General features: G+C 71.7%; 21 protein-coding genes and 1 pseudogene. 13 read left to right on the top strand and 9 right to left on the bottom strand.

Going from position 1 to position 23,447, the window contains the following annotated elements; genetic code table 11:
• Positions 1-126 precede the first annotated feature (126 nt).
• The gene (locus ACFVYF_RS34230; protein WP_003966491.1) at positions 127-294 is read left to right on the top strand and encodes a DUF3117 domain-containing protein; all 168 of its coding nucleotides are present in this window, start codon (positions 127-129) and stop codon (positions 292-294) included.
• A 142-nt stretch (positions 295-436) separates the two neighbouring features.
• On the opposite strand, the gene ACFVYF_RS34225 is transcribed toward ACFVYF_RS34230, so the two are convergent.
• Positions 437-1,135, bottom strand: coding sequence for an O-methyltransferase (locus tag ACFVYF_RS34225; RefSeq protein ID WP_389461825.1), 699 nt, complete (start codon positions 1,133-1,135; stop codon positions 437-439).
• 214 nt (positions 1,136-1,349) lie between these two features.
• On the opposite strand from ACFVYF_RS34225, the gene sigE reads away from it, so the two are divergent.
• The 5 genes from sigE (at position 1,350) to ACFVYF_RS34200 (ending at position 6,986) form a co-directional block, all read left to right on the top strand.
• A complete protein-coding gene (gene sigE, locus ACFVYF_RS34220; protein WP_389461823.1) occupies positions 1,350-2,051 on the top strand; it encodes an RNA polymerase sigma factor SigE in 702 nt (233 codons plus the stop codon).
• Positions 2,048-3,040 carry a zf-HC2 domain-containing protein gene (locus ACFVYF_RS34215; protein WP_389461703.1) on the top strand — a complete coding sequence of 331 codons (993 nt, stop codon included), beginning with the start codon at positions 2,048-2,050 and terminating at the stop codon, positions 3,038-3,040. Before sigE ends, ACFVYF_RS34215 begins: the two co-directional genes overlap by 4 nt.
• A 658-nt stretch (positions 3,041-3,698) precedes the next feature.
• Complete coding sequence (locus tag ACFVYF_RS34210) at positions 3,699-5,435, top strand: S1C family serine protease (RefSeq protein ID WP_389461701.1); 1,737 nt, start codon at positions 3,699-3,701, stop codon at positions 5,433-5,435.
• Positions 5,436-5,601: 166 nt separating this feature from the next.
• Positions 5,602-6,039, top strand: a complete 438-nt coding sequence (locus ACFVYF_RS34205) for a sec-independent translocase (protein ID WP_389461699.1) — start codon at positions 5,602-5,604, stop codon at positions 6,037-6,039.
• 290 nt (positions 6,040-6,329) lie between these two features.
• Entirely contained in the window at positions 6,330-6,986 is a 657-nt protein-coding gene (locus ACFVYF_RS34200) for a hypothetical protein (protein WP_389461697.1), read from the top strand.
• Positions 6,987-7,050: 64 nt separating this feature from the next.
• On the opposite strand, the gene ACFVYF_RS34195 is transcribed toward ACFVYF_RS34200, so the two are convergent.
• From ACFVYF_RS34195 to ACFVYF_RS34185, 3 genes and pseudogenes are all read right to left on the bottom strand, one after another.
• A complete protein-coding gene (locus tag ACFVYF_RS34195) occupies positions 7,051-8,184 on the bottom strand; it encodes an Mrp/NBP35 family ATP-binding protein (protein ID WP_389461696.1) in 1,134 nt (377 codons plus the stop codon).
• 44 nt (positions 8,185-8,228) lie between these two features.
• Positions 8,229-8,824, bottom strand: a pseudogene (locus tag ACFVYF_RS34190) (DUF1003 domain-containing protein).
• Positions 8,814-10,121 (bottom strand): magnesium transporter MgtE N-terminal domain-containing protein, encoded by a 1,308-nt coding sequence (locus ACFVYF_RS34185; RefSeq protein WP_389461694.1) that lies wholly within the window; start codon positions 10,119-10,121, stop codon positions 8,814-8,816. Before ACFVYF_RS34185 ends, ACFVYF_RS34190 begins: the two are co-directional and overlap by 11 nt.
• A gap of 262 nt (positions 10,122-10,383) precedes the next feature.
• On the opposite strand from ACFVYF_RS34185, the gene ACFVYF_RS34180 reads away from it, so the two are divergent.
• Positions 10,384-11,091, top strand: a complete 708-nt coding sequence (locus ACFVYF_RS34180) for a hypothetical protein (RefSeq protein ID WP_389461821.1) — start codon at positions 10,384-10,386, stop codon at positions 11,089-11,091.
• A gap of 24 nt (positions 11,092-11,115) precedes the next feature.
• On the opposite strand, the gene ACFVYF_RS34175 is transcribed toward ACFVYF_RS34180, so the two are convergent.
• Together ACFVYF_RS34175 and ACFVYF_RS34170 are read right to left on the bottom strand one after the other, a co-directional pair.
• Positions 11,116-11,661 carry a hypothetical protein gene (locus ACFVYF_RS34175; protein ID WP_389461692.1) on the bottom strand — a complete coding sequence of 182 codons (546 nt, stop codon included), beginning with the start codon at positions 11,659-11,661 and terminating at the stop codon, positions 11,116-11,118.
• Between the two features lie 44 nt (positions 11,662-11,705).
• Positions 11,706-12,818: a magnesium and cobalt transport protein CorA gene (locus tag ACFVYF_RS34170; protein ID WP_389461690.1), complete on the bottom strand. Its 1,113-nt coding sequence runs from the start codon at positions 12,816-12,818 to the stop codon at positions 11,706-11,708.
• A gap of 528 nt (positions 12,819-13,346) precedes the next feature.
• Between ACFVYF_RS34170 and ACFVYF_RS34165 the strand changes: the two genes are divergently transcribed.
• The 4 genes from ACFVYF_RS34165 to ACFVYF_RS34150 all read left to right on the top strand — a co-directional run bounded on the left by ACFVYF_RS34165 (position 13,347) and on the right by ACFVYF_RS34150 (position 16,738).
• On the top strand, positions 13,347-13,931 hold the full coding sequence (locus ACFVYF_RS34165) for a suppressor of fused domain protein (protein ID WP_389461688.1): 585 nt from the start codon (positions 13,347-13,349) through the stop codon (positions 13,929-13,931).
• 323 nt (positions 13,932-14,254) lie between these two features.
• Positions 14,255-14,896, top strand: a complete 642-nt coding sequence (locus ACFVYF_RS34160; RefSeq protein WP_389461686.1) for a DUF6758 family protein — start codon at positions 14,255-14,257, stop codon at positions 14,894-14,896.
• Between the two features lie 112 nt (positions 14,897-15,008).
• Positions 15,009-15,875, top strand: coding sequence for a PHP domain-containing protein (locus tag ACFVYF_RS34155; RefSeq protein WP_389461684.1), 867 nt, complete (start codon positions 15,009-15,011; stop codon positions 15,873-15,875).
• Between the two features lie 257 nt (positions 15,876-16,132).
• Positions 16,133-16,738: a MarC family protein gene (locus ACFVYF_RS34150; RefSeq protein WP_389461682.1), complete on the top strand. Its 606-nt coding sequence runs from the start codon at positions 16,133-16,135 to the stop codon at positions 16,736-16,738.
• An 84-nt stretch (positions 16,739-16,822) separates the two neighbouring features.
• On the opposite strand, the gene ACFVYF_RS34145 is transcribed toward ACFVYF_RS34150, so the two are convergent.
• Positions 16,823-16,975: a hypothetical protein gene (locus ACFVYF_RS34145; protein WP_121405831.1), complete on the bottom strand. Its 153-nt coding sequence runs from the start codon at positions 16,973-16,975 to the stop codon at positions 16,823-16,825.
• A 225-nt stretch (positions 16,976-17,200) separates the two neighbouring features.
• Between ACFVYF_RS34145 and ACFVYF_RS34140 the strand changes: the two genes are divergently transcribed.
• Positions 17,201-18,097 carry an NYN domain-containing protein gene (locus ACFVYF_RS34140; protein ID WP_389461680.1) on the top strand — a complete coding sequence of 299 codons (897 nt, stop codon included), beginning with the start codon at positions 17,201-17,203 and terminating at the stop codon, positions 18,095-18,097.
• Positions 18,098-18,162: 65 nt separating this feature from the next.
• Here the strand turns inward: ACFVYF_RS34140 and ACFVYF_RS34135 are convergent, their stop codons facing one another.
• Together ACFVYF_RS34135 and ACFVYF_RS34130 are read right to left on the bottom strand one after the other, a co-directional pair.
• Positions 18,163-19,080 (bottom strand): alpha/beta fold hydrolase, encoded by a 918-nt coding sequence (locus ACFVYF_RS34135; RefSeq protein ID WP_389461678.1) that lies wholly within the window; start codon positions 19,078-19,080, stop codon positions 18,163-18,165.
• Between the two features lie 855 nt (positions 19,081-19,935).
• Entirely contained in the window at positions 19,936-22,179 is a 2,244-nt protein-coding gene (locus ACFVYF_RS34130; RefSeq protein WP_389461676.1) for a DEAD/DEAH box helicase, read from the bottom strand.
• Between the two features lie 468 nt (positions 22,180-22,647).
• On the opposite strand from ACFVYF_RS34130, the gene ACFVYF_RS34125 reads away from it, so the two are divergent.
• Positions 22,648-23,397, top strand: coding sequence for a ferritin-like fold-containing protein (locus ACFVYF_RS34125; protein ID WP_389461675.1), 750 nt, complete (start codon positions 22,648-22,650; stop codon positions 23,395-23,397).
• The last annotated feature ends 50 nt before the right edge of the window (positions 23,398-23,447 follow it).

Below are 23,447 nucleotides of genomic sequence, written 5' to 3'. Positions count from 1 at the left end.
GAGATGCGGGATAATGACCTGGAAGCAATGTGTTCGATGCCGGTGACGTGTGTCCTATGAGGGGACGTGCGTGCCCTCCAAGGGGCCGTCGGCGACGATGAGCTGGTTTCAGGAAGGGGAACGAGCATGGCGGCCATGAAGCCGCGGACGGGCGATGGCCCGCTCGAGGTGACCAAGGAGGGGCGGGGCATCGTCATGCGCGTTCCGCTCGAAGGCGGCGGTCGGCTCGTCGTCGAGCTGACCCCTGATGAGGCCGACGCCCTTGGCGACGCCCTCAAGAAGGTCGTCGGCTGACGCGGAACGCGACCCTACCCTTTTCAGCTGCCCCGGCACCGTACGCGGTGCCGGGGTATTGCTGTTCTCAGGCCTACGGCATCGGAATATCGCCTGGTCACAGGCTTGGGTGCGGTCGGTCGGGTCCTGCGGGAGCGTCGGCTCAGCGCTTGACGGCGCAGAGCAGTCCGTCGCCCACCGGCAGCAGTGAGGGCACCAGTTCCTGGCTCTCGCGCACCGCGCGCAGCAGCTCCCGCAGGCGCCCGACCTCCGCGGGCTGCGGTCCCGAGTCCACCGTGCGGCCGTCCGCGAAAACGCCCTCGAATACGACGAGCCCGCCCTGGCGCAGCAGGCGCAACGATTCAGCGAAGTAGTCCAGGCACTCCAGCCGGTCGCCGTCACAGAAGACGAGGTCGTATCCGCTGTCCGCAAGGCGGGGCAGCACATCGAGGGCACGGCCGGGGATGAAGCGGGCCCGGTTGCTGGCGAAACCGGCGGCGCGGAAGGCCTGGCGGGCGAACTGCTGGCGCTCCGGCTCCGGATCCACGGTGGTCAGTACCCCGTCCGGCCGCATGCCGTGCAGCAGATGAATTCCGGAGACTCCGGTTCCGGTTCCGATCTCCGCCACCGCTTTCGCGTCCACGGTGGCGGCGAGCAACCGCAGCGCGGCGCCCGTGCCGGGCGACACCGAGCGCAGCCCTGCCTCCCGGGCCCGGTCACGGGCCCAGCGCAGCGCCTCGTCCTCGGCGACAAAGGCGTCGGCGAACGCCCAGCTCGTCTGCCGGTTGCCGGTAATGACCCTCTCCTGTCCCCGTAGTTGCCTGGCCGTGACTGTATCCGTTGCCGCCGGGAACCCGCAGATGGGACCGGGCGTTTAGAAGGGTGGGGAACGCAGCGGGGGGACACGGATGGATCAGGACACCGAGCAAGTGCTGACGCAGCCGCAGAAGCACATATCAATTTCTCGTAAAACCGCTTATCCGGAGCTAACGGGCGAGGTGGCTATGGTAGGGGCTCCGCTGGACACCACCAGAGCCGACAGGGGAGGTGCGGCTGCGCCTGTGGATCGGGGAGGAGTGCTGCGGCGCTTTCTCAGGTCGGCGGGTGAGCCGAAATCCGTGATTGACACTGCTGACCGTTTCCACACCACTGACTCCGCGCAGACCGCGACTTTCGCCACCGACGCGGATTCGCAGGCGTGGACTCCGCCCACCTGGGAGGAGATCGTCAGCACGCACAGCGGCCGGGTCTACCGTCTCGCCTACCGCCTGACCGGTAACCAGCACGACGCCGAGGACCTCACACAGGAAGTCTTCGTCCGCGTCTTCCGCTCCCTGTCGACCTACACGCCGGGCACCTTCGAGGGCTGGCTGCACCGCATCACCACGAATCTCTTCCTGGACATGGTGCGCCGCAAGCAGCGCATCCGCTTCGACGCCCTCGGCGACGACGCGGCCGAGCGCCTCCCCAGCCGCGAGCCGTCCCCGCAACAGGTCTTCAACGACGCGCACTTCGACGCGGACGTCCAGCAGGCGCTGGACACCCTCGCGCCCGAGTTCCGCGCCGCGGTCGTCCTCTGCGACATCGAGGGACTCTCGTACGAGGAAATCGCCGCCACCCTCGGCGTCAAGCTCGGTACGGTCCGCAGCCGGATCCACCGTGGCCGCTCCCAACTGCGCAAGGCCCTCGCGCACCGGTCTCCCGAGGCCCGTGCAGAGCGACGCGGCTTCGCGGTCACGGGAGCGCCCGCGCTGGGAGGAGGGGGCGCGACCGCGTGAGTGGATCACGGCCCAACCCCGCCGCCGGACGACGCGTAGCGGACCAGCATCTTGGGGACCGGCTCTCCGCCCTGGTGGACGGAGAGCTCGGTCATGACTCGCGTGAGCGCGTCCTCGCCCACCTCGCCACCTGCGCGAAGTGCAAGGCAGAGGCCGACGCGCAGCGACGCCTGAAGAACGTGTTCGCGGAGATGGCCCCGCCGCCGCCCTCCGAGAGCTTCCTGGCCCGTCTCCAGGGCCTGCCCGCGGGAGACGACTCGGACGACGACGACTCGCCGTTCGGTGGCGGAGCGTTCGGCGGAAGACTCCCCGGCGCCGACAGGGCGTCAGGAGCCGCCGGCGTCTTCGGGATCAAGGGTGACCCCTTCGGCTACGTGCCCGCGCGGCACCATGCCGACGCGCTGGCCCCCTCCGCGGGCCGCGGCTTCCGTATCCATGACGTCGGCCGGCAGGAGGCCGAGCGGTCGGCCTCACGCGGGCTGCGGTTCGCCTTCGCCGCCGCCGGGGCGGTCTCGCTGGCCGCGGTCGCGCTCGGCGGTGTCTCCACCGGCGTGCCCTCAGACACCCTGGACGCCCGGGGCGGTACGGGTGCCGGAAGCAATGTGACGCCGACGCGTTCGCAGGGCACCGGCGGTGCGACGACCCCCGACTCCCAGCGTCGGCGGTCCGTCGGCCCGCTGCTCGCCCAGGGCCAGCGGTCGCCGGGCGACACACCGGTGGTGCCGACGTCCGTGTCCGCGCCCCTGCTGCCCGGAGTCCCCACTCCGGCCGGACCGGCGCCGGAGATCATGCACACGCTGACCACCCCCATCGTGGCCGGTGCCGCAGCGATGTCCCCTCTCATACGTCCGCTCACCTCGATCCAGCCGACCGAGCTGTCCGCGTCCTGGCCGGGCGACCCGGGCGTCGCCACACCGGGCCTGCTGAGCGCCCCGCTGCCCACTGCGTCCCCCTCCTCCTCTCTCCCCACCTCCCGCTCCCTCCGCTGACCGCCGATCTCTGCGCGCCGGCCCATGAACCTGGTTGAATCCTGGGTGGGCCGCGCCCGTGGGAGGGATCCGGGCGCGGGGTCGACAATCTGCGGCGACCGCAGGCGCCGTCGTGCCGCGGGCCAGGTGTGGGGAGAGCATGGACGAGGGGAAGCCGGCGAAGGCGACATGGTGGAGCCGGCCGCGGGCGCATGATCCGGAGGCCGGTCCGACCCCGGACCACCCTGCGGAGCCGGCTCCTCCGGAGTACGCCGGGACGGTCCCGTCCGAGCCACGGGATGCGGTGCCTGAGCATCGGGACGCGGTGCCTGAGCCGCGGGACGCGGTGTCCGCGTCGGCGGCGACTGCGGTTCCGGTCTCGGGGCCGCGGGATGCGGGCGTGGACAGCGGGGCGATACCCGAGCCCCGCGATGGGAAGTCACCCCACCGCGGTGGCGACGACTTCGAGTTGGAGCGGCCTGCGGGGGGTTCTCTCCGCGGTGAGGGCGAGGGCAACGGCGAGGGTGGAGCGGGCTCGGGGGCCGGTCCCGGTTTCGTTGCCGGCTCTGGTTCTGGTTCTGGCTCCCGTTCCGATTCCCACTCGGCTTCCGACTCAGGCTCCGATTCCGATTCCGGTTCCGATTCCGGTTCCGATTCCGACAGTGACGGTGACTTCAACTTGAGCCGTCCGTCCAGTGATCCGTCGAGCCGTCCGCTCGGGACGCCTGCCGTGGAAGTGGCCGCCGCCGACGGGGACTTCGAGCTCCGCCGCCCGGATCCGGCACCCACGCCCCCGCCGGCACCCACACCCACACCCGCACCAGCCAGTGCCTCCGTCGACGCCGGTGTCCCGCTAGAGGCTCCCTCCGAGCGCCCCAAGCCGCTGCACGCTCCCGATCCCTACGGCACCCCGCCGTACGGTCACCCGGGCCCCTGGGCGCCCGCTCCGCCGGTCCAGCACCCGGCGACCACCCCGGCGCACGGCACTCACCTGCCGGCACCGGCAGGCCCACCAGGGACGTCCGTACCCCCAGCTGCCGCGCCCGTACCCGCACCCGCGTCCCAGCCGCCCGCACCCGTACCCGCACCCGCGTCTCAGCCGCCCGCGCCCGAGACACCCGCGTCCCAGCCGCCCGCGCCCGAGACATCCGCGCCGCACCCGATCGCGCCGCACCCGCCCGCCCCCGAGGCCCCGCTCCCTGCCCAGGCACCCGCCGGCGCTCCCTGGCAGAGGTACGACCCGTGGGCCGCTCAGGGGCCGTTGCAGCAGACCGGTGCGGTCGTCGAGTCGAGGGCGCAGCGCCGTCGGCGCGGGAAGCGGATTCTCGTCGGCGGTGCCGTGCTGGTCGCGCTCGTGGCCGGCGGCATCGGCGGGGTCGTGGGGGCGTATCTGGAGCGCAACGGCGGGGTCGCGGACGTCGTGCTGCCGCAGGCGGGCAAGGAGCCGAGCGGACGCGACCCGGACAGCGTGGCCGGGATCGCGGCCACCGCGCTGCCCAGCGTCGTCACCCTGCATGTGAGCGGTTCGGACGCGCAGGGGACCGGGACCGGGTTCGTGCTGGACGACGCCGGTCACATCCTCACCAACAACCACGTCGTGGAGCCCGCCGGATCCGGCGGTGAGATATCCGTGGCCTTCAGCGGGGGCGAGACCGTCAAGGCCGAGGTCGTCGGCCGGGACACCGGATACGACCTCGCCGTCGTCAAGGTCAACGGGGTGCGCGGCCTCAAGCCCATGCGGCTGGGGAATTCCGACAACGTACAGGTCGGCGACCCCGTCGTCGCCATCGGCGCACCCTTCGACCTGGCCAACACCGTCACCTCCGGGATCATCAGCGCCAAGGAGCGGCCCATCACGGCGGGCGGCGAGAAGGGCGACGGCAGCGACGTCTCGTACGTCGACGCCCTGCAGACCGACGCGCCCATCAACCCGGGCAACTCCGGTGGCCCGCTGCTCGACGCCAAGGCCCGGGTCGTCGGCATCAACAGCGCGATCCGTTCCGCCGACAGCGGCTCCGACCCGGAGAGCGGTCAGGCCGGGTCCATCGGGCTCGGCTTCGCCATCCCCATCAACCAGGGCAAGCGCGTCGCCGAGGAGCTGATCAACACGGGCAGGGCCACGCACCCCGTGATCGGTGTCACGCTCGACATGCAGTACACCGGAGACGGCGCCCGCGTCGGCACCAAGGGCAACGACGGCGGCCCCCCGGTCACCCGCGGCGGCCCCGGCGCCAAGGCCGGGATCAAGGCCGGCGACATCATCACCAAGGTCGACGGCCAGCCGGTCCACTCCGGGGAGGAACTCATCGTCAAGACCCGTGCCCACCGCCCCGGCGACCGCCTGCAGCTGACCCTGGAACGCGACGGCAAGCCGAAGCGGCTCACCCTCGTCCTCGGCTCCGCCGACGGCGACTGACGGCTCGGCCGCCGGCGGCCCTCGGCAAACTTCACGGAAAACCGGCCGTGTACACCGACCGGAGGGCCCGGGACAGTACCGGTCGGACGGGATGGCCGGGTACCGTGGACACGGCCCGGACCACGGAAGACCTGCCGGGGGCCGAGGACATCGCAAGGAGCTTCAGGTGTTCAATGACATAGGACCGCTCGAGCTGGTGACGCTCGTTGTCCTTGCCGTGCTCGTCTTCGGCCCGGAGAAGCTCCCGAAGATGATCCAGGACGTCACGCGCACCATCCGCAAGATCCGTGAGTTCTCGGAGAGCGCCAAGGCGGACATCCGCGAGGAACTCGGCCCGGAGTTCAAGGACTTCGAGTTCGAGGACCTCAACCCCAAGACGTTCCTGCGCAAGCAGCTGGACAACGACGAGCTGGGCCTCAAGGAGATCCGCAACGGCTTCGACCTGAAGAAGGAGATGGCCGAGGTCACGGACGCGGTCCACGGCCGCGAGTCCGAGCCCGGCGGCTCCGCCAACGGCAGCACCGGCGGCTCCGTCGACATGACGAAGAAGCGCGAGAAGCTCGACCCGGAGGAGCGCCCGCCCTTCGACGCGGACGCCACCTGAGCCGTACGCCCACGACGTGCGACGACCTCGTCGCGGCCCCGTCCCGATGCCGTGCGGGCCGTACCGCTAGGCCGTACCGGCATACCTCGGACGTGATGTGAGTCATACCCGGATGCCCCCTTCCACGGCCTGAACAGGGCGCGTACGCGACCCACGCGCCGGGCGGTTTCCCGGCTGCTCGGAGCGGTGTGGCTATGCTGCCCAGTTGTTGTGCGGACCACAGGTGAGCGAGGACGCCCGCGGGGGGCGGGCCGCTCGGGTCCAACAAGAGCGAGGAGGCGTCCGGGCAGATGGAGACGACAAGTCGGGTAGGCGCGCAGGCGCCGGCCGCGGAGGGCGGACAACAGGTTCCCTCCGCCCGGCGCACGGTCGACGGCTACCTGCTGGCGCCCTTCCCGTGGTACGGCCTCGACGAGGCGTTCACGGGTCCGCGCTGGCTGATGCAGGTGGGCACGTCGGCGGACGGTGCCGTCGAGCACGGCTCGATCGGACACGGCGAAGAACCCACGGTGCGCAGTGAGTCCACCGAGGACAAGGAACGGTTCGCGGTGGTGGTCACCGTCGCGGCAAGCCCCGTACGGCGCAGCGCCGACGGCACCGGGCTGCTCGAGGCCACCTCGGTCTCCTCGGCGGCCTGGCTGGCCGGTGTGGGGCTGCTGTCCCTCACCTGGCCCGGCCAGATGGACCACTCGCTGCGGGACGACTGGCTGGAGCAGCAGACCGAGACGGCGTGGGTGCTCGCGGACGATCTGACGGGCTCCGAATGGTCCACGCTGTCCCTGCCCGTGGACGGGGTCCCCACGCCCTTCCACTACCGCGAGTCCGAGTTCGGCTGGGTCCTCGCGGGCTCCACCCAGGAGGGCGTGCACGTGGGCGCGTACGGGCGGGGGATGAGCGCGTACGGGCTGGGCTTCTCGATGATCAAGGACATCGCGTCGTACGCCTAGCGGAGAGACCGTAGGGGAAAGGGGGCGCCGTCGCCGCGACGGCGCCCCCTTCCTCGTACGAGTCCTAGAACTTGTTGGCCGGGGTGATTCCCAGCGACATGCCCGACAGGCCGCGCTGACGGCCGCCGAGCTTGCCGGCGATGGCGCGCAGTGCGGAGCCGGCGGGGGAGTCGGGGTCGGTGAGGACCACCGGCTTGCCGTCGTCGCCGCCCTCGCGCAGGCGGACGTCGATCGGGATGGAGCCGAGGACCGGGACGGTCGCGCCGGTCGTGCGGGTCAGGCCGTCGGCGACGCTCTGGCCGCCGCCCGTGCCGAAGACGTCGACCATCTCGTCGCAGTGCGGGCACGGAAGGCCGGCCATGTTCTCGACGACGCCGACGATCTTCTGGTGCGTCTGGACCGCGATGGAGCCGGCCCGCTCGGCGACCTCGGCCGCCGCCTGCTGCGGGGTCGTGACGACGAGGATCTCCGCGTTCGGGACCAGCTGCGCGACCGAGATCGCGATGTCGCCGGTGCCCGGGGGCAGGTCCAGGAGCAGGACGTCCAGGTCGCCCCAGTACACGTCCGCGAGGAACTGCTGGAGCGCGCGGTGCAGCATCGGGCCGCGCCAGACCACCGGGGCGTTGCCCGGGGTGAACATGCCGATCGAGATGACCTTCACGCCGTGCGCGGACGGCGGCATGATCATGTTCTCGACCTGGGTGGGCTTGCCGTCGGCACCGAGCATGCGCGGCACGGAGTGGCCGTAGATGTCGGCGTCGACGACACCGACCTTCATGCCGTCGGCCGCCATCGCCGCCGCCAGGTTCACGGTCACCGACGACTTGCCGACGCCGCCCTTGCCGGAGGCGACCGCGTACACCCGGGTCAGCGAGCCGGGCTTGGCGAAGGGGATCTCGCGCTCGGCCTGGCCGCCGCGCAGCGCGCCCGCCAGCTCGCGGCGCTGCTCGTCACTCATCACGTCCAGCTCGACCTCGACGCGAGTGACGCCCTCGACCGCCGAGACCGCCTCCGTCACGTTCTTCGTGATGGTCTCGCGCATCGGGCAGCCGGAGACGGTGAGATACACGGCGACCGCGACCGCGCCGTCCGCACCGATCTCCACCGACTTGACCATCCCCAGTTCGGTGATGGGTCGCTGGATCTCGGGGTCGTTCACCGTCGCCAGCGCTTCGCGCACCGCGTCTTCCATAGCCATACGCACGATGGTACGGCGCCGGACCGGGGGCCGGGAAAGCCCTGTCACCGGTCGCCTACGTCACGTCCCCGCGGGAGCTCGGACGGGAATACGGGGCGTCGTCCCCGGCGCCCTCCGCGTAGCGTTCCTCCAGCTCCTTGACCAGGTCCTGGAGTTCGGAGCGGATCCAGTCGCGGGTGGCCACCTCGCCGAGGCCGACGCGCAGGGACGCGATCTCGCGGGTCAGGTACTCGGTGTCCGCGATCGACCGCTCGTTCTGCTTGCGGTCCTGTTCGAGATTGACCCGGTCCCGGTCGTCCTGGCGGTTCTGCGCGAGCAGGATCAGCGGGGCGGCGTACGAGGCCTGCAGCGACAGCATCAGCGTCAGGAAGATGAACGGATAGTTGTCGAAGCGCAGGTCGCGCGGTGCGGAGACGTTCCACACCACCCACAGGATGATGACGAAGGTCATCCAGACGATGAACCGTCCGGTGCCCAGGAACCGGGCGATCCGCTCGGAGAGCCGGCCGAAGGCCTCCGGGTCCCACTCGGGCAGCAGCCGGCGGCGCGGCGGCATCGGCTGGTCGAGCCGGTTGCGCGGCCGCGTCGTCGCGGTGGCCCCGATGGGGGTCCGCTCCCGGCCGTCGCGCTCAGGAGCCATGACGGTCCCCCGTGCCGTCCGGGGCCGCACCGGCGGGTTCCTCGTCGAGGTGGAACTCCGTCTCGCGCCAGTCGTCGGGCAGCATGTGGTCCAGTACGTCGTCCACGGTCACCGCGCCGAGCAGCGAGCCGCTCTCGTCGACCACCGGCGCCGCGACCATGTCGTACGTGGCGAAGAAGCCGGCCACCACGGGCAGCGCCGCCTCCGGGTCCAGCGGCATCAGGTCGTCGTCCACGAGCGAGCCGACCAGTGTGAACGGCGGGTCGCGCAGCAGCCGCTGGAAGTGCACCGTGCCCAGGTACTTGCCGGTCGGCGTCTCGTCCGGGGGCCGGCACACATAGACCTGGGCGGCGAGCGCGGGGGAGAGGTCGGGATTGCGGACCCGGGCGAGGGCGTCGGCGACCGTCGCGTCGGGGCGCAGCACGATCGGCTCGGTCGTCATCAGACCGCCCGCGGTCCGCTCGGCGTACGCCATCAACCGCCGTACGTCCGCCGCCTCGTTGGGCCGCATCAGCGTCAGCAGCCGCTCCACGTCCTCCTCGGGCAGCTCGGCGAGCAGGTCGGCCGCGTCGTCCGGGTCCATCGCCTCCAGGACGTCCGCGGCGCGCTCCTCCTTGAGCTTGCCGAGGATCTCGATCTGGTCGTCCTCGGGGAGCTCTTCGAGGACGTCGGCGAGCCGGTCGTCGTCCAGCGCGGCGGCCACCTCTCCGCGCCGCTTGGGGGACAGGTGGTGCAGGACGTTCGCGAGGTCGGCGGGGCGCAGCTGCTCGAAGGTGGCGAGCAGGTTCTCGGCGCCCTGACCGTGCTCCTCCAGCGAGAAGCCGGTGACGGCCGACCACTCGACGGTCAGCGTCTCGCCCTTGGAACGCCGGAACGCGCCCCCCTTCCCCTTTCTGACGAACACCCGGTCGAGCTCCCAGTCCCGCCGGGCGGGCAGCTGCTGGATCGACACGTCGAGCACGGTGACCTCCTCGTCCGAGTCGACGAGGCGGACCCGCCGGTCGAGCATCTCGCCGAAGACGAGCCGCTCGGTGGGCCGCTGCTCGAAGCGGCGCACGTTCAGGACACCGGTCGTGATGACCTGTCCGGTCTCGATGCCGGTCACGCGGGTCATGGGCAGGAAGATGCGGCGCCGTGTCGACAGCTCGACGACCAGGCCGAGCAGCCGGGGCGGCCGCCGTCCGACACGCAGCATGGCCACCAGGTCGCGCACCCGGCCCACCTGGTCGCCGCTGGGGTCGAAGACGGCCGTGCCGGCGAGGTGCGAGACGAAGATCCTGGGGGCGCCTGCCGCCATGCCCGCGCCTCCTTCTCGTCCTGGTGCCACCGGCCGTCCGTGCCGTGCCGCTTTGTGTCGCCATGTCCGCTCGGGTCGGCTTCAGGCTAGCCCGTCCCGGTCGGATACGCCCTGGTGAGCGGTCCGGACGGACTGCCTCCGGGAGACATGGGAGACCCCGGTACGCTGCCGTACGCCGCTGAGGACACCCGCACGAGAGGTAGCCCCGCCTGTGACCGCGAAGCCCCTGGATCGTACCCACAGGACCGCACTGGTGAGCGCGATGTGCGCCCTGGTCGTGACGGGGACGGGGCTGACGGGGTGCAGTAGTGAGGACCCGGACGCGGGCACCAACGGGGTCGGCAAGCTGTCCGCCGCGAAGATCCAGAGCCGGACGCGTACGGCGGCGGAGTCGGCGAAGACGGTACGGCTGTCGGGCACTGTCGTGACCAACGGACGTACGTACACGCTCGACATGCGCCTCAAGGGCGACGGCGGCTCGGGGTCGGTCACCTCGCAGGGGGCGACCTTCCGGCTGCTGCGGGTCGGTGAGCACCTCTTCCTGAAGGCCGACGCGGAGTTCTGGAGCCATCAGGACGGCAAGGGCGACGACGCGGGGTCGGACGCGGCGGCCGCCGACAAGCTGGAGGGCATGTACGTGAAGGTCCCGACCGGCGACCCGGCCTACAAGCGCTTCAGCGGCTTCACCGACAAGAACGTCCTCCTCGACGGCCTGCTCACCCTGCACGGCACGCTCGCCACCGACGGCCACCACGAGCAGAACGGCACCCGCACCATCCGCATCACCGGCGACAAGGGCTCCGGCGGCAGCCTCGACGTCTCCCTGGAGGGCGAGCCGTATCCGCTGCGCCTGGTCCGCGCCGCGGACGCCGGCACCCTCAGCCTCACGGACTGGGGCAAGGACTTCGCCCTGGCCGAGCCCTCCAAGAAGGAAACGGTGGACTACGGGCAGCAACTGCCCGCGTCCTGACGAAGGACGGCGCCCCCGCCGGCGTCAGCCGCGCTTGCGCTTCTTGAAGAGGAGCCGCGGGAGCCCGGCGGGCGCCGGCCGGCGGGTCGTGGCCGGGGTCGGCAGCGGCGGCGCGGCGAGGGAGCCGTCGGGGAGCGCCGACGTCGTGCCCTGCGGCTCCAGGCGGAGCAGCCGGCACTCCCGCGCCCACCGGTCGGGCATCGCCTCCCCGTCGGGCGCGTTCAGCCGCTTGCCCTTGAGCTCGGCGACCGCCGCCTCCCACTCGGGGGACCGGGGCGCCAGTTCGACGACCTTCGCGGCCCAGGAGACCAGGCGCCCGCCCTTGTCCTTGCTGCGCACGGTGACCACGGCGTCGCCGCCGTCGACCAGCCCCGGCAGCGGCTGCTCGCCGGTTCCGTCGCCGACCAGGCACACCGCGCCGTCGTGCCAGACGTGCCACAGCGGGCGCGAGGCCGGCTCCTGGTCCCGCCGGCCGTCGAGCGTCGGCACCCGGCTGCCCGTCACCCAGATCAGCCCGGACTTCTTGGTGGCCTCCTCGACGAGGGCCTGGTCGAGCAGCTGTTCCGTCATGGGGGCAAGACTATCCAGCGGCCCACGCGCGGTGACCGGCCCGCTCAGAGCCAGCCGTTGCGCTTCAGGGTGCGGTGGATGCCGAGGCAGATGACCACCGTGATCCCCATGATCACGGGGTAGCCGTAGCGCCAGTGCAGCTCCGGCATGTGCTTGAAGTTCATGCCGTACACGCCGCACACCATGGTCGGTACGGCGATGATCGCCGCCCAGGACGTGATCTTGCGCATGTCCTCGTTCTGCGCGACGGACGCCTGCGCGAGGTTGGCCTGGAGGATCGAGTTCAGCAGCTCGTCGAAGCCGAGCACCTGCTCCTGCACCCGGGCGAGGTGGTCGGCGACGTCCCGGAAGTACTTCTGGATGTCGGGGTCGATCAGCCGCATCGGCCGCTCGCTGAGCAGCTGCATGGGGCGCAGCAGCGGCGACACCGCCCGCTTGAACTCCAGCACCTCACGCTTGAGCTGGTAGATGCGCCCCGCGTCGGTGCCGCGCGGGGTGCCCTTGCGCCCCGGTGAGAACACCTCCGTCTCGACCTCGTCGATGTCGTCCTGCACGGCGTCGGCGACCGCGATGTACCCGTCGACGACGTGGTCGGCGATCGCGTGCAGCACCGCCGAGGGGCCCCTGGCGAGCAGCTCGGGGTCGTCCTGGAGCCGGTGCCGCAGCGCCCGCAACGAGCCCTGCCCGCCGTGCCGGACGGTGATGAAGAAGTCCCGCCCGGTGAAGCACATCACCTCGCCGGTCTCCACCACCTCGCTGGTGGCGGTCAGTTGGGCGTGGTCGACGTAGTGGATGGTCTTGAAGACGGTGAACAGCGTGTCGTCGTAGCGCTCCAGCTTGGGCCGCTGGTGGGCCTGGACGGCGTCCTCCACGGCCAGCGGGTGCAGCCCGAACTCGCTGGCGATACCGGCGAATTCGGCCTCGGTGGGCTCGTGCAGGCCGATCCAGACGAACCCGCCGTCGCGGCGCACCTGGCGCATCGCCTCATGGGGCGTCAGCTGGTCCGGCGTCACCACGCGGGCGCCGTCGCGGTAGACGGCGCAGTCCACCACGGCCGACGGCGTACCGGGGTCACGGGTCGTGTCGTACGTGCCACTGTCCTTGCGCAGCGAGGGACGGGGACGGACCGCGGCGCGGAGGTCACGGATCATCGACATGGCAGGCTCCTTCGCAACGGAGGCGGCCGGCAACGGTTGGAACTGCCCGGAATGGGGACGTCCTGACTGCGGATGTTTGGCACGTCCACAAAGCGGGGAGCACCGCACCGTCACGGTGGCGGCTTCGCTACTGATTCAGATCAGACGGATCAGTCAGATGGATCAGGCGGAAACGAAGTGCTCTTCCGTCGGTGCACCGGACAGACGAGATGCGAGTGCGAGAGGTGGCAGCCGGCAGAGCCAGAGCTACGTCAACGGCAGGAAGAGCGGGTGGTACTGCACGGTCGACTTCGGTCCATTGCAGCCCCACCTCCTCCGGCCGGTCCCCCGTGAGGGACGATCCATTCCCCGCAGGGAGCCCCCGCAGGGGAGTCTCACGCGTCGAGGCTTGAGAGCGACGCTTCTGCGTGCTGCCCCGACCAGCGGCCAAGACTATCAGCGCACCGAAGCGTCAACATGCCGCTTTGCCGGTTGTTGACCGCGGGTGCGGCGGTCCGGGACGGAAAAAGCGCCGCCTATGCTCGGCGTATGGCAGACGTTCTTCCGCTGGTCGAAGCCCGGTTGCGCGCCGCGCTGGGCGAACCCGACGCGCGCGCCGCGGTCACCTTCCTGGGCACCGACCGCATCGAAGTGCTGCGCTTCACAGAGGGCGACGTCGTCCGCTACGCGACCCTCGGCATGTCGGCGCAGCCGATGACCGACCCCACCGCGGCCCTCGCCGACCCGGTCAAGGGCCCGCGCGCCGAGCTGGTGCTGTCGGTACGCGCGAGCGGCACCGACACCGACAAGGTGCTCCGCCCGCTCGCCGTACTGGCCGCCTCACCGCAGGTCGAGGGGCTGGTCGTGGCCCCCGGCGCCTCTCTCGACGTGGGTGAACCCCTGTGGCCCGGCGCCCCGTTCACCTCCGTGCTGGTCGCCGAGTCGGGCGGTCTGGTCGAGGATCTCGACCTGGACCCGCCCGCCGATCCCGTACGTTTCCTGCCGCTGCTGCCGATGACTGCGAACGAGGCCGCGTGGAAGCGGGTGCACGGCGCGGGCGCCCTCCAGGAGCGCTGGCTGAGCGGCGGAACGGACCTGCGCGATCCGCAGCGCAAGTCCGTGTCCCTCGACTGATCTCCGGTCAGTTCACGGTCGCTGCCCGCTGGTTGGCCCGGTCGTGGGCCGGAGCCGAAACCGGACCCGAAACCCGGACCCGAAACCGGACCCGAAACCGGACCCGAAACCGGACCCGGAGCCGGAGCCGGACCCGGAGCCGGTCGGTCGGCGATGACGTGACGCCGTCCTCGGCCGGGATCGTCGCGATCGTTGACGTATGCACGTAGTAATTAGCAGGGCTAACTACTGTGTCGGTCATCCAGTTTCCCGGAAGAGCGGGCGCGCGCCGGACGGGTGATCGTCCTTGACGCGGCGAAGGACGGGGAGGACCGTTGGGCTCTATGAGGGGCGAACCCAGTTGCCCGAAGTGTGGTGGCCGGGTCAGGGCTCCCGGACTCTTCTCCGACTCCTGGCAGTGCGATGTGCACGGGACCGTGCATCCACTGCAGCCCGTGATCCCGCCCAGCGTCGAGGCCCTCGGTGTCGTGGTGCACCGCACGCAGGTCCCGGTGTGGATGCCGTGGCCCCTGCCGGTCGGCTGGCTGTTCACGGGCGTGGCCTGCGCCGGCGACGACCGCAGTGGCGGCCGGGCGACTGCCGTGGCCTGCTCCGGACCCGGACCGCTCGGCGGCATAGGTGAGCTGGTCCTCGTCGCCGAGGAGCTCGGCGTCGGCCTCGGCGCGCGGTACGCGGGCATCGACGGACCCGACCCCGGCCCGTACATGAACGTCGAGAAGCCGCCCCAGGCGAAGGTCCTGGCGGCCGGCCGGCCGACCCCGCTGTGGCTCGTCTCCGGTTCCCCGGACGACCGTGCCGTCTTCGCGGGCGAGGCGCTCGGGCTGTGGCTGTGGGCGGTCGTCTGGCCGGAGCAGTCGGGGCTGCTGATGTACGACGAGCTGGTGCTGACGGATCTGCGGGACGCCGGCGCGGAAGTGGATCTGCTGCCGTGCGGGGCGCTGTCGCCGCGGATTCTCGAGCCGTAGGGCGGCGCGGGCGTAGGGGGTGCATCCCCGGGGCGGGTGTGACAGGGAGGGGTGGGACTCCCGTTATCCTTGAGCGTCCCCTTCCGTACCGTCACCGCCTGGAGTCCGCGTCGTGCGCATCGATCTGCACACCCACTCCACCGCGTCCGACGGCACGGACACCCCGGCCGAGCTGGTCCGCAACGCGGCCGCCGCCGGTCTGGACGTCGTCGCGCTGACCGACCACGACACCACCCGCGGGTACGCGGAGGCGCTCGCCGCCCTCCCCGACGGGCTGACCCTGGTCACCGGCGCCGAACTCTCCTGCCGCCTCGACGGCATCAGCCTGCACATGCTGGCCTATCTCTTCGACCCCGAGGAGCCCCACCTGCTCGCCGAGCGCGAGCTGGTCCGGGACGACCGGGTGCCGCGCGCCCAGGGCATGGTCGCCAGGCTCCAGGGGATGGGCGTGCCCATCACCTGGGAACAGGTCGCGCGCATCGCGGGCGACGGCTCCGTGGGCCGCCCCCATGTCGCCTCCGCCCTGGTCGAGCTCGGTGTCGTGAGAACGGTGAACGACGCCTTCACCGAGGACTGGCTGGCCGACGGCGGCCGGGTGTACATGCCGAAGCACGAGACCGACCCCTTCGAGGCGATCCGGCTGATCAAGGGCGCGGGCGGGGTCGCCGTCTTCGCGCACCCGGCCGCGGCCAAGCGGGGCCGCACGGTGCCCGAGTCCGCGATAGCGGAGCTCGCCGCCGCCGGCCTCGACGGCATCGAGGTCGACCACATGGACCACGAGCCGGCGACGCGGGCGCGACTGCGTGGACTGGCGGCGGAACTCGGGCTGCTCACCACCGGCTCCTCCGACTACCACGGCAGCCGCAAGACCTGCGTGCTCGGGGAGTTCACGACCGACCCCGAGGTGTACGGGGAGATCACGCGTCGGGCGACCGGGGCGTTCCCGGTGCCCGGTACGGGTGGGGGCCGCGCTGCCTGACCGCCTTCGGGCGCCTCTGCGCCGGACCTTCGGTGCGGCACTTTCGCCGTCGTCCCGGGTGTACGGGTCCGCGGCCGCCCTTGGCTCCGGCAGTCCCTGACCGCCCCTGACTCGCTCTGTATTCACCGCATGCGGCGTCGACCGCCCGTGCCGTCCGTCCCGCCGGCCGTGTCGCCGTGCGGAACGCCTGCCCGTACCGGCTGCCGTGCCGCGCGGGCGCCCCTGTTCCACCCACCACCTTCGCAAGGCCACTCACCGTGTTCGACGTCGCCGTCTTCGGCTCCCTCTTCCTGACCCTCTTCGTGATCATGGATCCCCCCGGGATCACCCCGATCTTCCTCGCGCTCACCGCCGGCCGCCCCGGCAAGGTGCAGAAGCGCATGGCCTTCCAGGCTGTCTGTGTGGCCGGCTCAGTCATCGCCGTCTTCGGTCTGCTCGGGCACCAGATCCTGAACTACCTGCATGTCTCCGTGCCCGCGCTGATGATCGCGGGCGGGCTCCTTCTGCTGCTGATCGCCCTCGACCTGCTGACCGGCAAGACCGACGAGCCCAAGCAGACCAAGGATGTCAACGTCGCGCTCGTCCCGCTGGGCATGCCGCTGCTGGCCGGCCCCGGCGCGATCGTGTCGGTGATCCTGGCCGTCCAGAAGGCGGACAGCGTGGCGACGCAGGTGTCCGTGTGGGCCGCGATCCTGGCGATCCATGTCGTGCTGTGGGTCGTGATGCGTTACTCGCTGCTGATCATCCGTGTCATCAAGGACGGCGGTGTGGTGCTGGTGACCCGGCTCGCGGGCATGATGCTGTCCGCGATCGCCGTGCAGCAGATCATCAACGGGATCACGCAGGTGATCAGGGGGAGCTGACGGACAGAGCCCCGCACGGCATGTGCCGTACGGGGCTCCGGAGTCTGCAAAGCGTCTGCGGGTTACGTGTACATCTTCCGCGGGTTACGAGGCAGTCGAGTCGGCCGGGCGGATCCAGAGGCGCTGGCCTATGGCCGCGGCCTGCTGAACGATCCGGTTGACGGAGGCGGCGTCCACGACGGTGGTGTCAACGGGGGTTCCGTCGACGTCGTCGAGTCGCATGATTTCGAAGCGCATGGGCTTCTCCCTTCGTCTGGTCATCCTCCTGAGGAGAACTACTGATGAGTGGCGCAGGAGGCGTCAGTGCCCCTTGCTCTCTACGGATTCAACGGGATGCGTGTTACAAACATTCCCTACGCTAAGGAAATTTTTCGAGAACCTAATTACTGACGAGTAAGGGATGGGCATCGACCGATCGGGACCGGTTGTGTTCACAGCGTGACCGCCGGGACAATGGAGGCGATGAACGACGACCTCGCGGCGCTCGGCGGCCGCATCGACCGTACGAACGAGCTGCTGCAGCGCATGCTCGCCGAAGTGGCGAAGACACCCTCCACGCACGCGATCTTCGTCGACGCCGGCTATCTGTACGCCGCCGCGGGACGGCTCGTCGCCGGCACCGAGGACCGCCGGGCCTTCGACCTCGACGCGGAGGGCCTCATCGAGGCGCTCATCGACCGCGCCCGCACGATCTTCGCGGACAGCCGGCTCCTGCGCGTCTACTGGTACGACGGCGCGCGGCGCCGCATCCACACCGCCGAGCAGCAGTCCATCGCCGAGCTCCCCGACGTCAAGGTGCGGCTCGGCAACCTCAACGCCAACAACCAGCAGAAGGGCGTCGATTCCATCATCAGGTCCGATCTGGAGTCCCTCGCCCGGCACCGTGCGATCAGTGACGCCGCGCTGCTCGGCGGCGACGAGGACCTGGTCTCCGCGGTCGAGGCCGCGCAGGGGTACGGCGCGCGGGTCCACCTGTGGGGGATCGAGGCGCCCGAGGGGCGCAACCAGGCCGAGCCGCTGCTCTGGGAGGTCGACAGCCAGCGGACCTTCGACCTCGACTTCTTCAAGCCGTACGTGTCCCGGCGGACCGGCGCCGCCTACGACGTGTCGGCGGCGCCCCGGCCGACCCGGGACGACGTGCGGTTCGTGGGCGCCCAGATCGCCGCGAAGTGGCTGGCGGCGCGCGGGCGCGAAGCGTTGGCGGAGCTGCTGCCCGGCCATCCGTATCTGCCCGGCTCCGTCGACCAGGATCTGCTCGTCGAGGCCGAGGGGCTGCTGCAGTACTCGCTGCGCGGTCAGGCGGATCTGCGTCGCGCGCTGCGGGACGGCTTCTGGGAGCACGTGCGGGCGCAGTACTAGGTGCCAACCGGTCCTGGTCTCGGCGCCGCGTTACGTGCGGTGGCGCTGCTCCTGATCGTGGTGCGCTACAGCTCGTCCCAGAAGGCCGCCAGGGCGCGGGCCGTTGCCCGTGGCTGGTCCGTGTTCGGGGAGTGCTCCGCATCCCGTACGACCGTGCGGTGGGCCTTGAGCCGCGCGGCCATGTCGTCCAGCAGCGGCACCGGCCAGGTGTCGTCGCGCGCGCCCGACACCACGTGCATCCCCAGGGGTACGGCGGCCAGCTCCGCCACGCGGTCCGGCTCCGTGCACAGCTGACGGCCCGTCGCGATGAGCTGCGCGGGGCTGGTGGCCAGCCAGCGGCGGCGCAGGTCGGCGCGGTCGTCCAGACCGGCGTCCAGGCCCGCGTCCAGGCCCGCGTCCAGCTCACCCGTGCCGTCGTGCCCCGGCTCGCCGGTGTCGGTCTCCTCGGGGGGCTCCATCGCCTGGATCGCGTCCCACACGTCCGCCATGCTCATCACGGCGAGCGCGTCCCTCAGCAGCTTCACGCGCTGCTGCTGGGAGACGGAGATCTGGGCCGGGCCGGAGGACATGAGGGTGAGTGACGCGAACGGGGTCGCGTCCAGCAGGACCGCCGCGCGGGCGATCAGGCCGCCTAGGGAGTGGCCCACGAGGTGCACCCTGGTGCCCACGGCTGCCGCCTGCGCGAGGACGTCCCGCGCCAACTCGCCCTGCGCGTACGGTGCTTCGTCGTCCCTCGGGCCCGGTGTCTCGTACTGGCCGCGGCCGTCCACCGCGACGGTGCGATAGCCCGCGTCGGCCAGCGGCCCGTGCAGCGCGATGAAGTCCTCCTTGCTGCCGGTGAACCCCGGCAGCAGCAGGACCGTCCCTCTCGTCTGTTTGCTCGACCCGGGTGCCGCGTCGAGCACGGCGAACTCACCGCGCGTGGTCGTCAGCCGGTACGCACGCACACCGACGGGCGGGACAAAGCTGGGAGGCCTGCTCATGGGGGGAGGCTACCGGGCGGGGGTGGCTTGGACGGGTGCGGGTTCGCTGCCGCTGGGTGCTGGGTGCTGGGTGCTGTCCGGTGGTGGGCGTCGGTCGCCGTCCGGCGGTGGGTGGGTGGTTCGCCGTCCGGCGGGGGGTGGGTCGGGTCCGTGCCGGTACATCCGCCCGTCGCCCTACCGGCTGTGCTGTCCTCTGGGGGCGCTCGGTTGCCCGTCCTCACGCATGGCGACGGGCATTTGATGTACCGGCACGGCCCCTTCGGCCGGCTCGCGACTGCGGGTGCGTGGGGGTTGCGGGCTGGGGCGGCCCGCCGTCGCTGTCTTGCGCTGCGGGCAGCGGCGGCACCTGTCTTCGCAGCGGGCTGCGGGCTGCGGGCTGCGGGCACGGGGTGGCGGCGAAGCCGCATGGCTGCGGGCAGCGGGCACTCGGGTGGCGGCGAAGCCGCATGGCTGCGGGCAGCGGGCACTCCGGGGGGGCGGCGGAGCCGCTCTTGCTGCGGGGCTGCGGGCACGCGGTGGGGCCGTACGGTCATAGCTGCGGGCATGCGTGCCGCTAGGGGCGGCACGGGTGGGCGCAGCGGCACCCCGTAGGCGCCGGGCTCGCCGACCCACCCCTGCGCCAGCACTCACGCCGGGTGGCAATGGGGGTACGGGAGTGGGCTCACGCGGGCGGCACCCCGTAGGCGCCGGGTCCGTCGATGCACCCTGACGCCGGTCCAGGCAGGGAAGGGGACCTTGGCCCACCCGAGGGGCCCGGCAGGGTCCGAGATGCGCTCAGGTGGCGGCGCCGGCCAGGGCGGGGAGATGCCGATGGCCCGGTCCCACAGGGTGTGGGACCGGGCCATCGGGATGGGATCAGCTCTCCGCAGGCTCCGCGGCGGCGACAACCTTGCGGGTGCGGCGCCGCGGCGTGGTGGCCTTGGGCTCGTCGGCCGTCTGGGCCGGGATGTCGGCGTCGACGGCCGGGACCGCGGCCTTGCGGGTGCGGCGGCGGGGCTTGGTCTCGACGGCCTCGCCCTCGGCGGTGTCGACGACGGCGACAGGCGCCGCGGCCTTGGCGCGGGTGCGCCGCGGCTTGGCCTCGGACACCTCCGTGGCCTCGGCAGCGGCGGGAGCCGCGGCCTTGGGGGTGCGCTTGGGCGCGGCCGGGGCCTCGCTCACGCCCTCGACCGTGTCGACCACGGTCTCCGCGGCCTTGCGGGTGCGGCGCCGCGGCGTGGTGGCGACGGGCTCGTCGGCCGTCTGGGCCGGGATGTCGGCGTCGACGGCCGGGACCGCGGCCTTGCGGGTACGACGGCGGGGCTTGGTCTCGACGGCCTCACCCTCGGCGGTGTCGACGACGGCCTCGGCAGCGGCGGGAGCCGCGGCCTTGCGGGTGCGCTTCGGCGCGGCCGGGACCTCGCTCACGCCCTCGACCGTGTCGACCACGGTCTCCGCGGCCTTGCGGGTGCGACGACGCGGCTTGGTCTCGGCCTCGGGGACCTCGGCGACGGGGGTCTCCACGACGGGGGTCTCGACGACCGCCGTCTCGACCGGCTCCGCGGCCTTGCGGGTGCGACGACGACGCGACTTCGCGGGCTCGTCGGTGACGCCCTCGGCCGTGGCCACGGCGGCCTCGGCAGACGGCTCGGCGACAGCCTCGGTCACCGCGGGCGACTCCCCGGCCGCTCCGCCGCGGGTACGGCGACGACGGCGCGGGGTGCGTGGGGTGCGCGGCTCGGTGGCCTCGACGGCGTCGACGGACTCGGTCGTCGCCTCCGGCGCCGGAGCCGCAGACGACTCGTCGAGCGGCGTCCCATTGCGCGTACGGCGACGGCTGCGCGGCGTACGCGCCGGGCGCTCACGCTCGCGCTCGGGGGCCGGACCGGCCGAGCGGCCACCGCGGCCACGCGGACCACCACGGCCACCGGTCTCACCGAGGTCCTCGACCTGCTCGGCCGCGAGACCGGCGCGCGTGCGCTCGGCACGCGGCAGGACACCCTTGGTGCCGGCCGGGATGTTCATTTCCTCGAAGAGGTGCGGGGACGTGGAGTACGTCTCCGGCGGGTCCGGGAAACCGAGGTCCAGCGCCTTGTTGATCAGCTGCCAGCGCGGGATGTCGTCCCAGTCGACGAGCGTGACGGCGATGCCCTTGGCGCCCGCGCGGCCCGTACGGCCGATGCGGTGCAGGTACGTCTTCTCGTCCTCGGGGGACTGGTAGTTGATGACGTGCGTGACGCCTTCGACGTCGATGCCGCGGGCGGCGACGTCGGTGCAGACGAGGACGTCGACCTTGCCGTTGCGGAAGGCGCGCAGCGCCTGCTCACGGGCGCCCTGGCCGAGGTCGCCGTGGACCGCGCCGGAGGCGAAACCGCGCTGCTGGAGCTGGTCGGCGAGGTCCGCCGCCGTCCGCTTGGTGCGGCAGAAGACCATCGCGAGACCGCGGCCGTCGGCCTGCAGTATCCGCGAGACGATCTCCGGCTTGTCCATGTTGTGCGCGCGGTAGATGTGCTGCGCGGTGTTGCGGACCGTCGCGCCCTCGTCGTCCGGCGCCGTGGCGCGGATGTGCGTGGGCTGCGACATGTAACGGCGGGCCAGGCCGATCACGGCGCCCGGCATCGTGGCCGAGAACAGCATCGTCTGACGGCGGGCCGGCAGCATGTTGATGATCTTCTCGACGTCGGGCAGGAAGCCCAGGTCGAGCATCTCGTCGGCCTCGTCGAGGACGAGCGACTTGATGTGCTTCAGGTTCAGCTTCTTCTGGCCCGCGAGGTCCAGCAGCCGGCCCGGGGTGCCGACGATCACGTCGACGCCCTTCTTGAGGGCCTCGACCTGGGGCTCGTACGCCCGGCCGCCGTAGATGGCGAGCACGCGCACGTTGCGGACCTTGCCCGCGGTGAGGAGGTCATTGGTGACCTGCGTGCACAGCTCGCGCGTCGGGACGACGACGAGCGCCTGCGGGGCGTCGGTGAGCTGCTCGGGCTGCGCCCGGCCCGCCTCGACATCCGCGGGAACGGTGACGCGCTCCAGGAGGGGGAGGCCGAAGCCCAGCGTCTTGCCGGTGCCGGTCTTGGCCTGGCCGATGACGTCGGTGCCCGTGAGGGCGACGGGGAGCGTCATCTCCTGGATGGGGAAGGGGGTGACGATGCCGACGGCCTCAAGTGCCTCGGCCGTCTCGGGAAGGATTCCGAGGTCTCGGAAAGTCGTAGTCAGGGTGCTGCCTCTTCTGTGTACGCGGTGCGAGGCGAGCGCGGGGGTCGTGTCGGGACCGTGCCGGGGACGTCGGCCGCTTGTCGGGCGGGCCGAGTGGCATGGGACCACAGCCGACGCTCGAGCGCTCGTACCGCTGAGGGTCCCTCCGGGTGTCGTACGCAAGGTGCCGTACCGACGTGGAGGGCTGTCGGGTCGGAGCCGATCGGGCCTCCGACCGGGCATCCTCATTCGTGCGGCCCGTCAGATACTCGGCGGGCGCATTACCACCATACCCCGGAATCGCGCACATGCGTTGGCCGGTTTGGTCACATGGTCGTCGTCACACTGATTGACCAGGGACTTCCGTGTCGCGACGAGCGGGCTATTGTGCGCTTCATGACGACGCCTGACAACGCCGCTGACACCCCCGCCGAGACCGCTCCCACGGCCACCGGAGTCGCCGCCCAGGACTGGGACACGGCCTCCGCGGACCCCCAGTACCGCGCCGCGGTCGTGGACCTCCTCGGAGCGCTCGCGTACGGGGAGCTGGCGGCGTTCGAGCGGCTCGCCGAGGACGCCAAGCTGGCGCCGACGCTCCTCGACAAGGCGGAGCTGGCGAAGATGGCGTCGGCGGAATTCCACCACTTCGAGCAGCTGCGGGCCCGGCTGGCCGCGATCGGCGCGGAGCCGACCGACGCCATGCAGCCGTTCGTCGCCGCCCTCGACGGCTTCCACCGGCAGACCGCCCCCTCGGACTGGCTGGAGGGGCTCGTCAAGGCCTACGTCGGCGACTCGATCGCGAGTGACTTCTACCGGGAGGTCGCGGCCCGCCTCGACACGGACAGCCGCAGCCTGGTGCTGGCCGTGCTGGACGACACCGGGCACGCGAGCTTCGCCATCGAGAAGGTGCGCGCGGCGATCGACGCGGACCCGCGGGTGGGCGGGCGGCTCGCGCTGTGGGCGCGGCGTCTGATGGGCGAGGCCCTCTCCCAGTCGCAGCGGGTGGTCGCCGACCGTGACGCCCTGTCGACCATGCTCGTCGGCGGAGTCGCGGACGGCTTCGACCTCGCGGAGGTCGGCCGGATGTTCTCCCGGATCACCGAGGCCCACACGAAGCGGATGGCCGCGCTGGGCCTGGCCGCCTAGGACAGGCCACGGGCCCCCCGGCGGGCTATGGGCGCGCCGGGTCGCCGGTG

Source organism: Streptomyces sp. NPDC058274 (assembly GCF_042881375.1).
In the GTDB taxonomy this organism is placed as follows: Bacteria; Actinomycetota; Actinomycetes; order Streptomycetales; family Streptomycetaceae; genus Streptomyces.
This window is presented reverse-complemented; position numbering and strand designations above follow the sequence as displayed.

Excerpts from the sequence above, each read along its gene's own strand:
- ACFVYF_RS34230 (WP_003966491.1), top strand. The coding sequence starts at position 127 with ATGGCGGCCATGAAGCCGCGGACGGGCGATGGCCCGCTCGAGGTGACC.
- ACFVYF_RS34130 (WP_389461676.1), bottom strand. The coding sequence starts at position 22,179 with ATGACGCTCCCCGTCGCCCTCACGGGCACCGACGTCATCGGCCAGGCC.
- ACFVYF_RS34140 (WP_389461680.1), top strand. The coding sequence starts at position 17,201 with ATGAACGACGACCTCGCGGCGCTCGGCGGCCGCATCGACCGTACGAAC.
- ACFVYF_RS34200 (WP_389461697.1), top strand. The coding sequence starts at position 6,330 with ATGGAGACGACAAGTCGGGTAGGCGCGCAGGCGCCGGCCGCGGAGGGC.
- ACFVYF_RS34180 (WP_389461821.1), top strand. The coding sequence starts at position 10,384 with ATGTGCGCCCTGGTCGTGACGGGGACGGGGCTGACGGGGTGCAGTAGT.
- ACFVYF_RS34145 (WP_121405831.1), bottom strand. The coding sequence starts at position 16,975 with ATGCGCTTCGAAATCATGCGACTCGACGACGTCGACGGAACCCCCGTT.
- ACFVYF_RS34175 (WP_389461692.1), bottom strand. The coding sequence starts at position 11,661 with ATGACGGAACAGCTGCTCGACCAGGCCCTCGTCGAGGAGGCCACCAAG.
- ACFVYF_RS34125 (WP_389461675.1), top strand. The coding sequence starts at position 22,648 with ATGACGACGCCTGACAACGCCGCTGACACCCCCGCCGAGACCGCTCCC.
- ACFVYF_RS34185 (WP_389461694.1), bottom strand. The coding sequence starts at position 10,121 with ATGGCGGCAGGCGCCCCCAGGATCTTCGTCTCGCACCTCGCCGGCACG.
- ACFVYF_RS34135 (WP_389461678.1), bottom strand. The coding sequence starts at position 19,080 with ATGAGCAGGCCTCCCAGCTTTGTCCCGCCCGTCGGTGTGCGTGCGTAC.
- ACFVYF_RS34160 (WP_389461686.1), top strand. The coding sequence starts at position 14,255 with ATGAGGGGCGAACCCAGTTGCCCGAAGTGTGGTGGCCGGGTCAGGGCT.
- ACFVYF_RS34195 (WP_389461696.1), bottom strand. The coding sequence starts at position 8,184 with ATGGCTATGGAAGACGCGGTGCGCGAAGCGCTGGCGACGGTGAACGAC.
- ACFVYF_RS34165 (WP_389461688.1), top strand. The coding sequence starts at position 13,347 with ATGGCAGACGTTCTTCCGCTGGTCGAAGCCCGGTTGCGCGCCGCGCTG.
- ACFVYF_RS34170 (WP_389461690.1), bottom strand. The coding sequence starts at position 12,818 with ATGTCGATGATCCGTGACCTCCGCGCCGCGGTCCGTCCCCGTCCCTCG.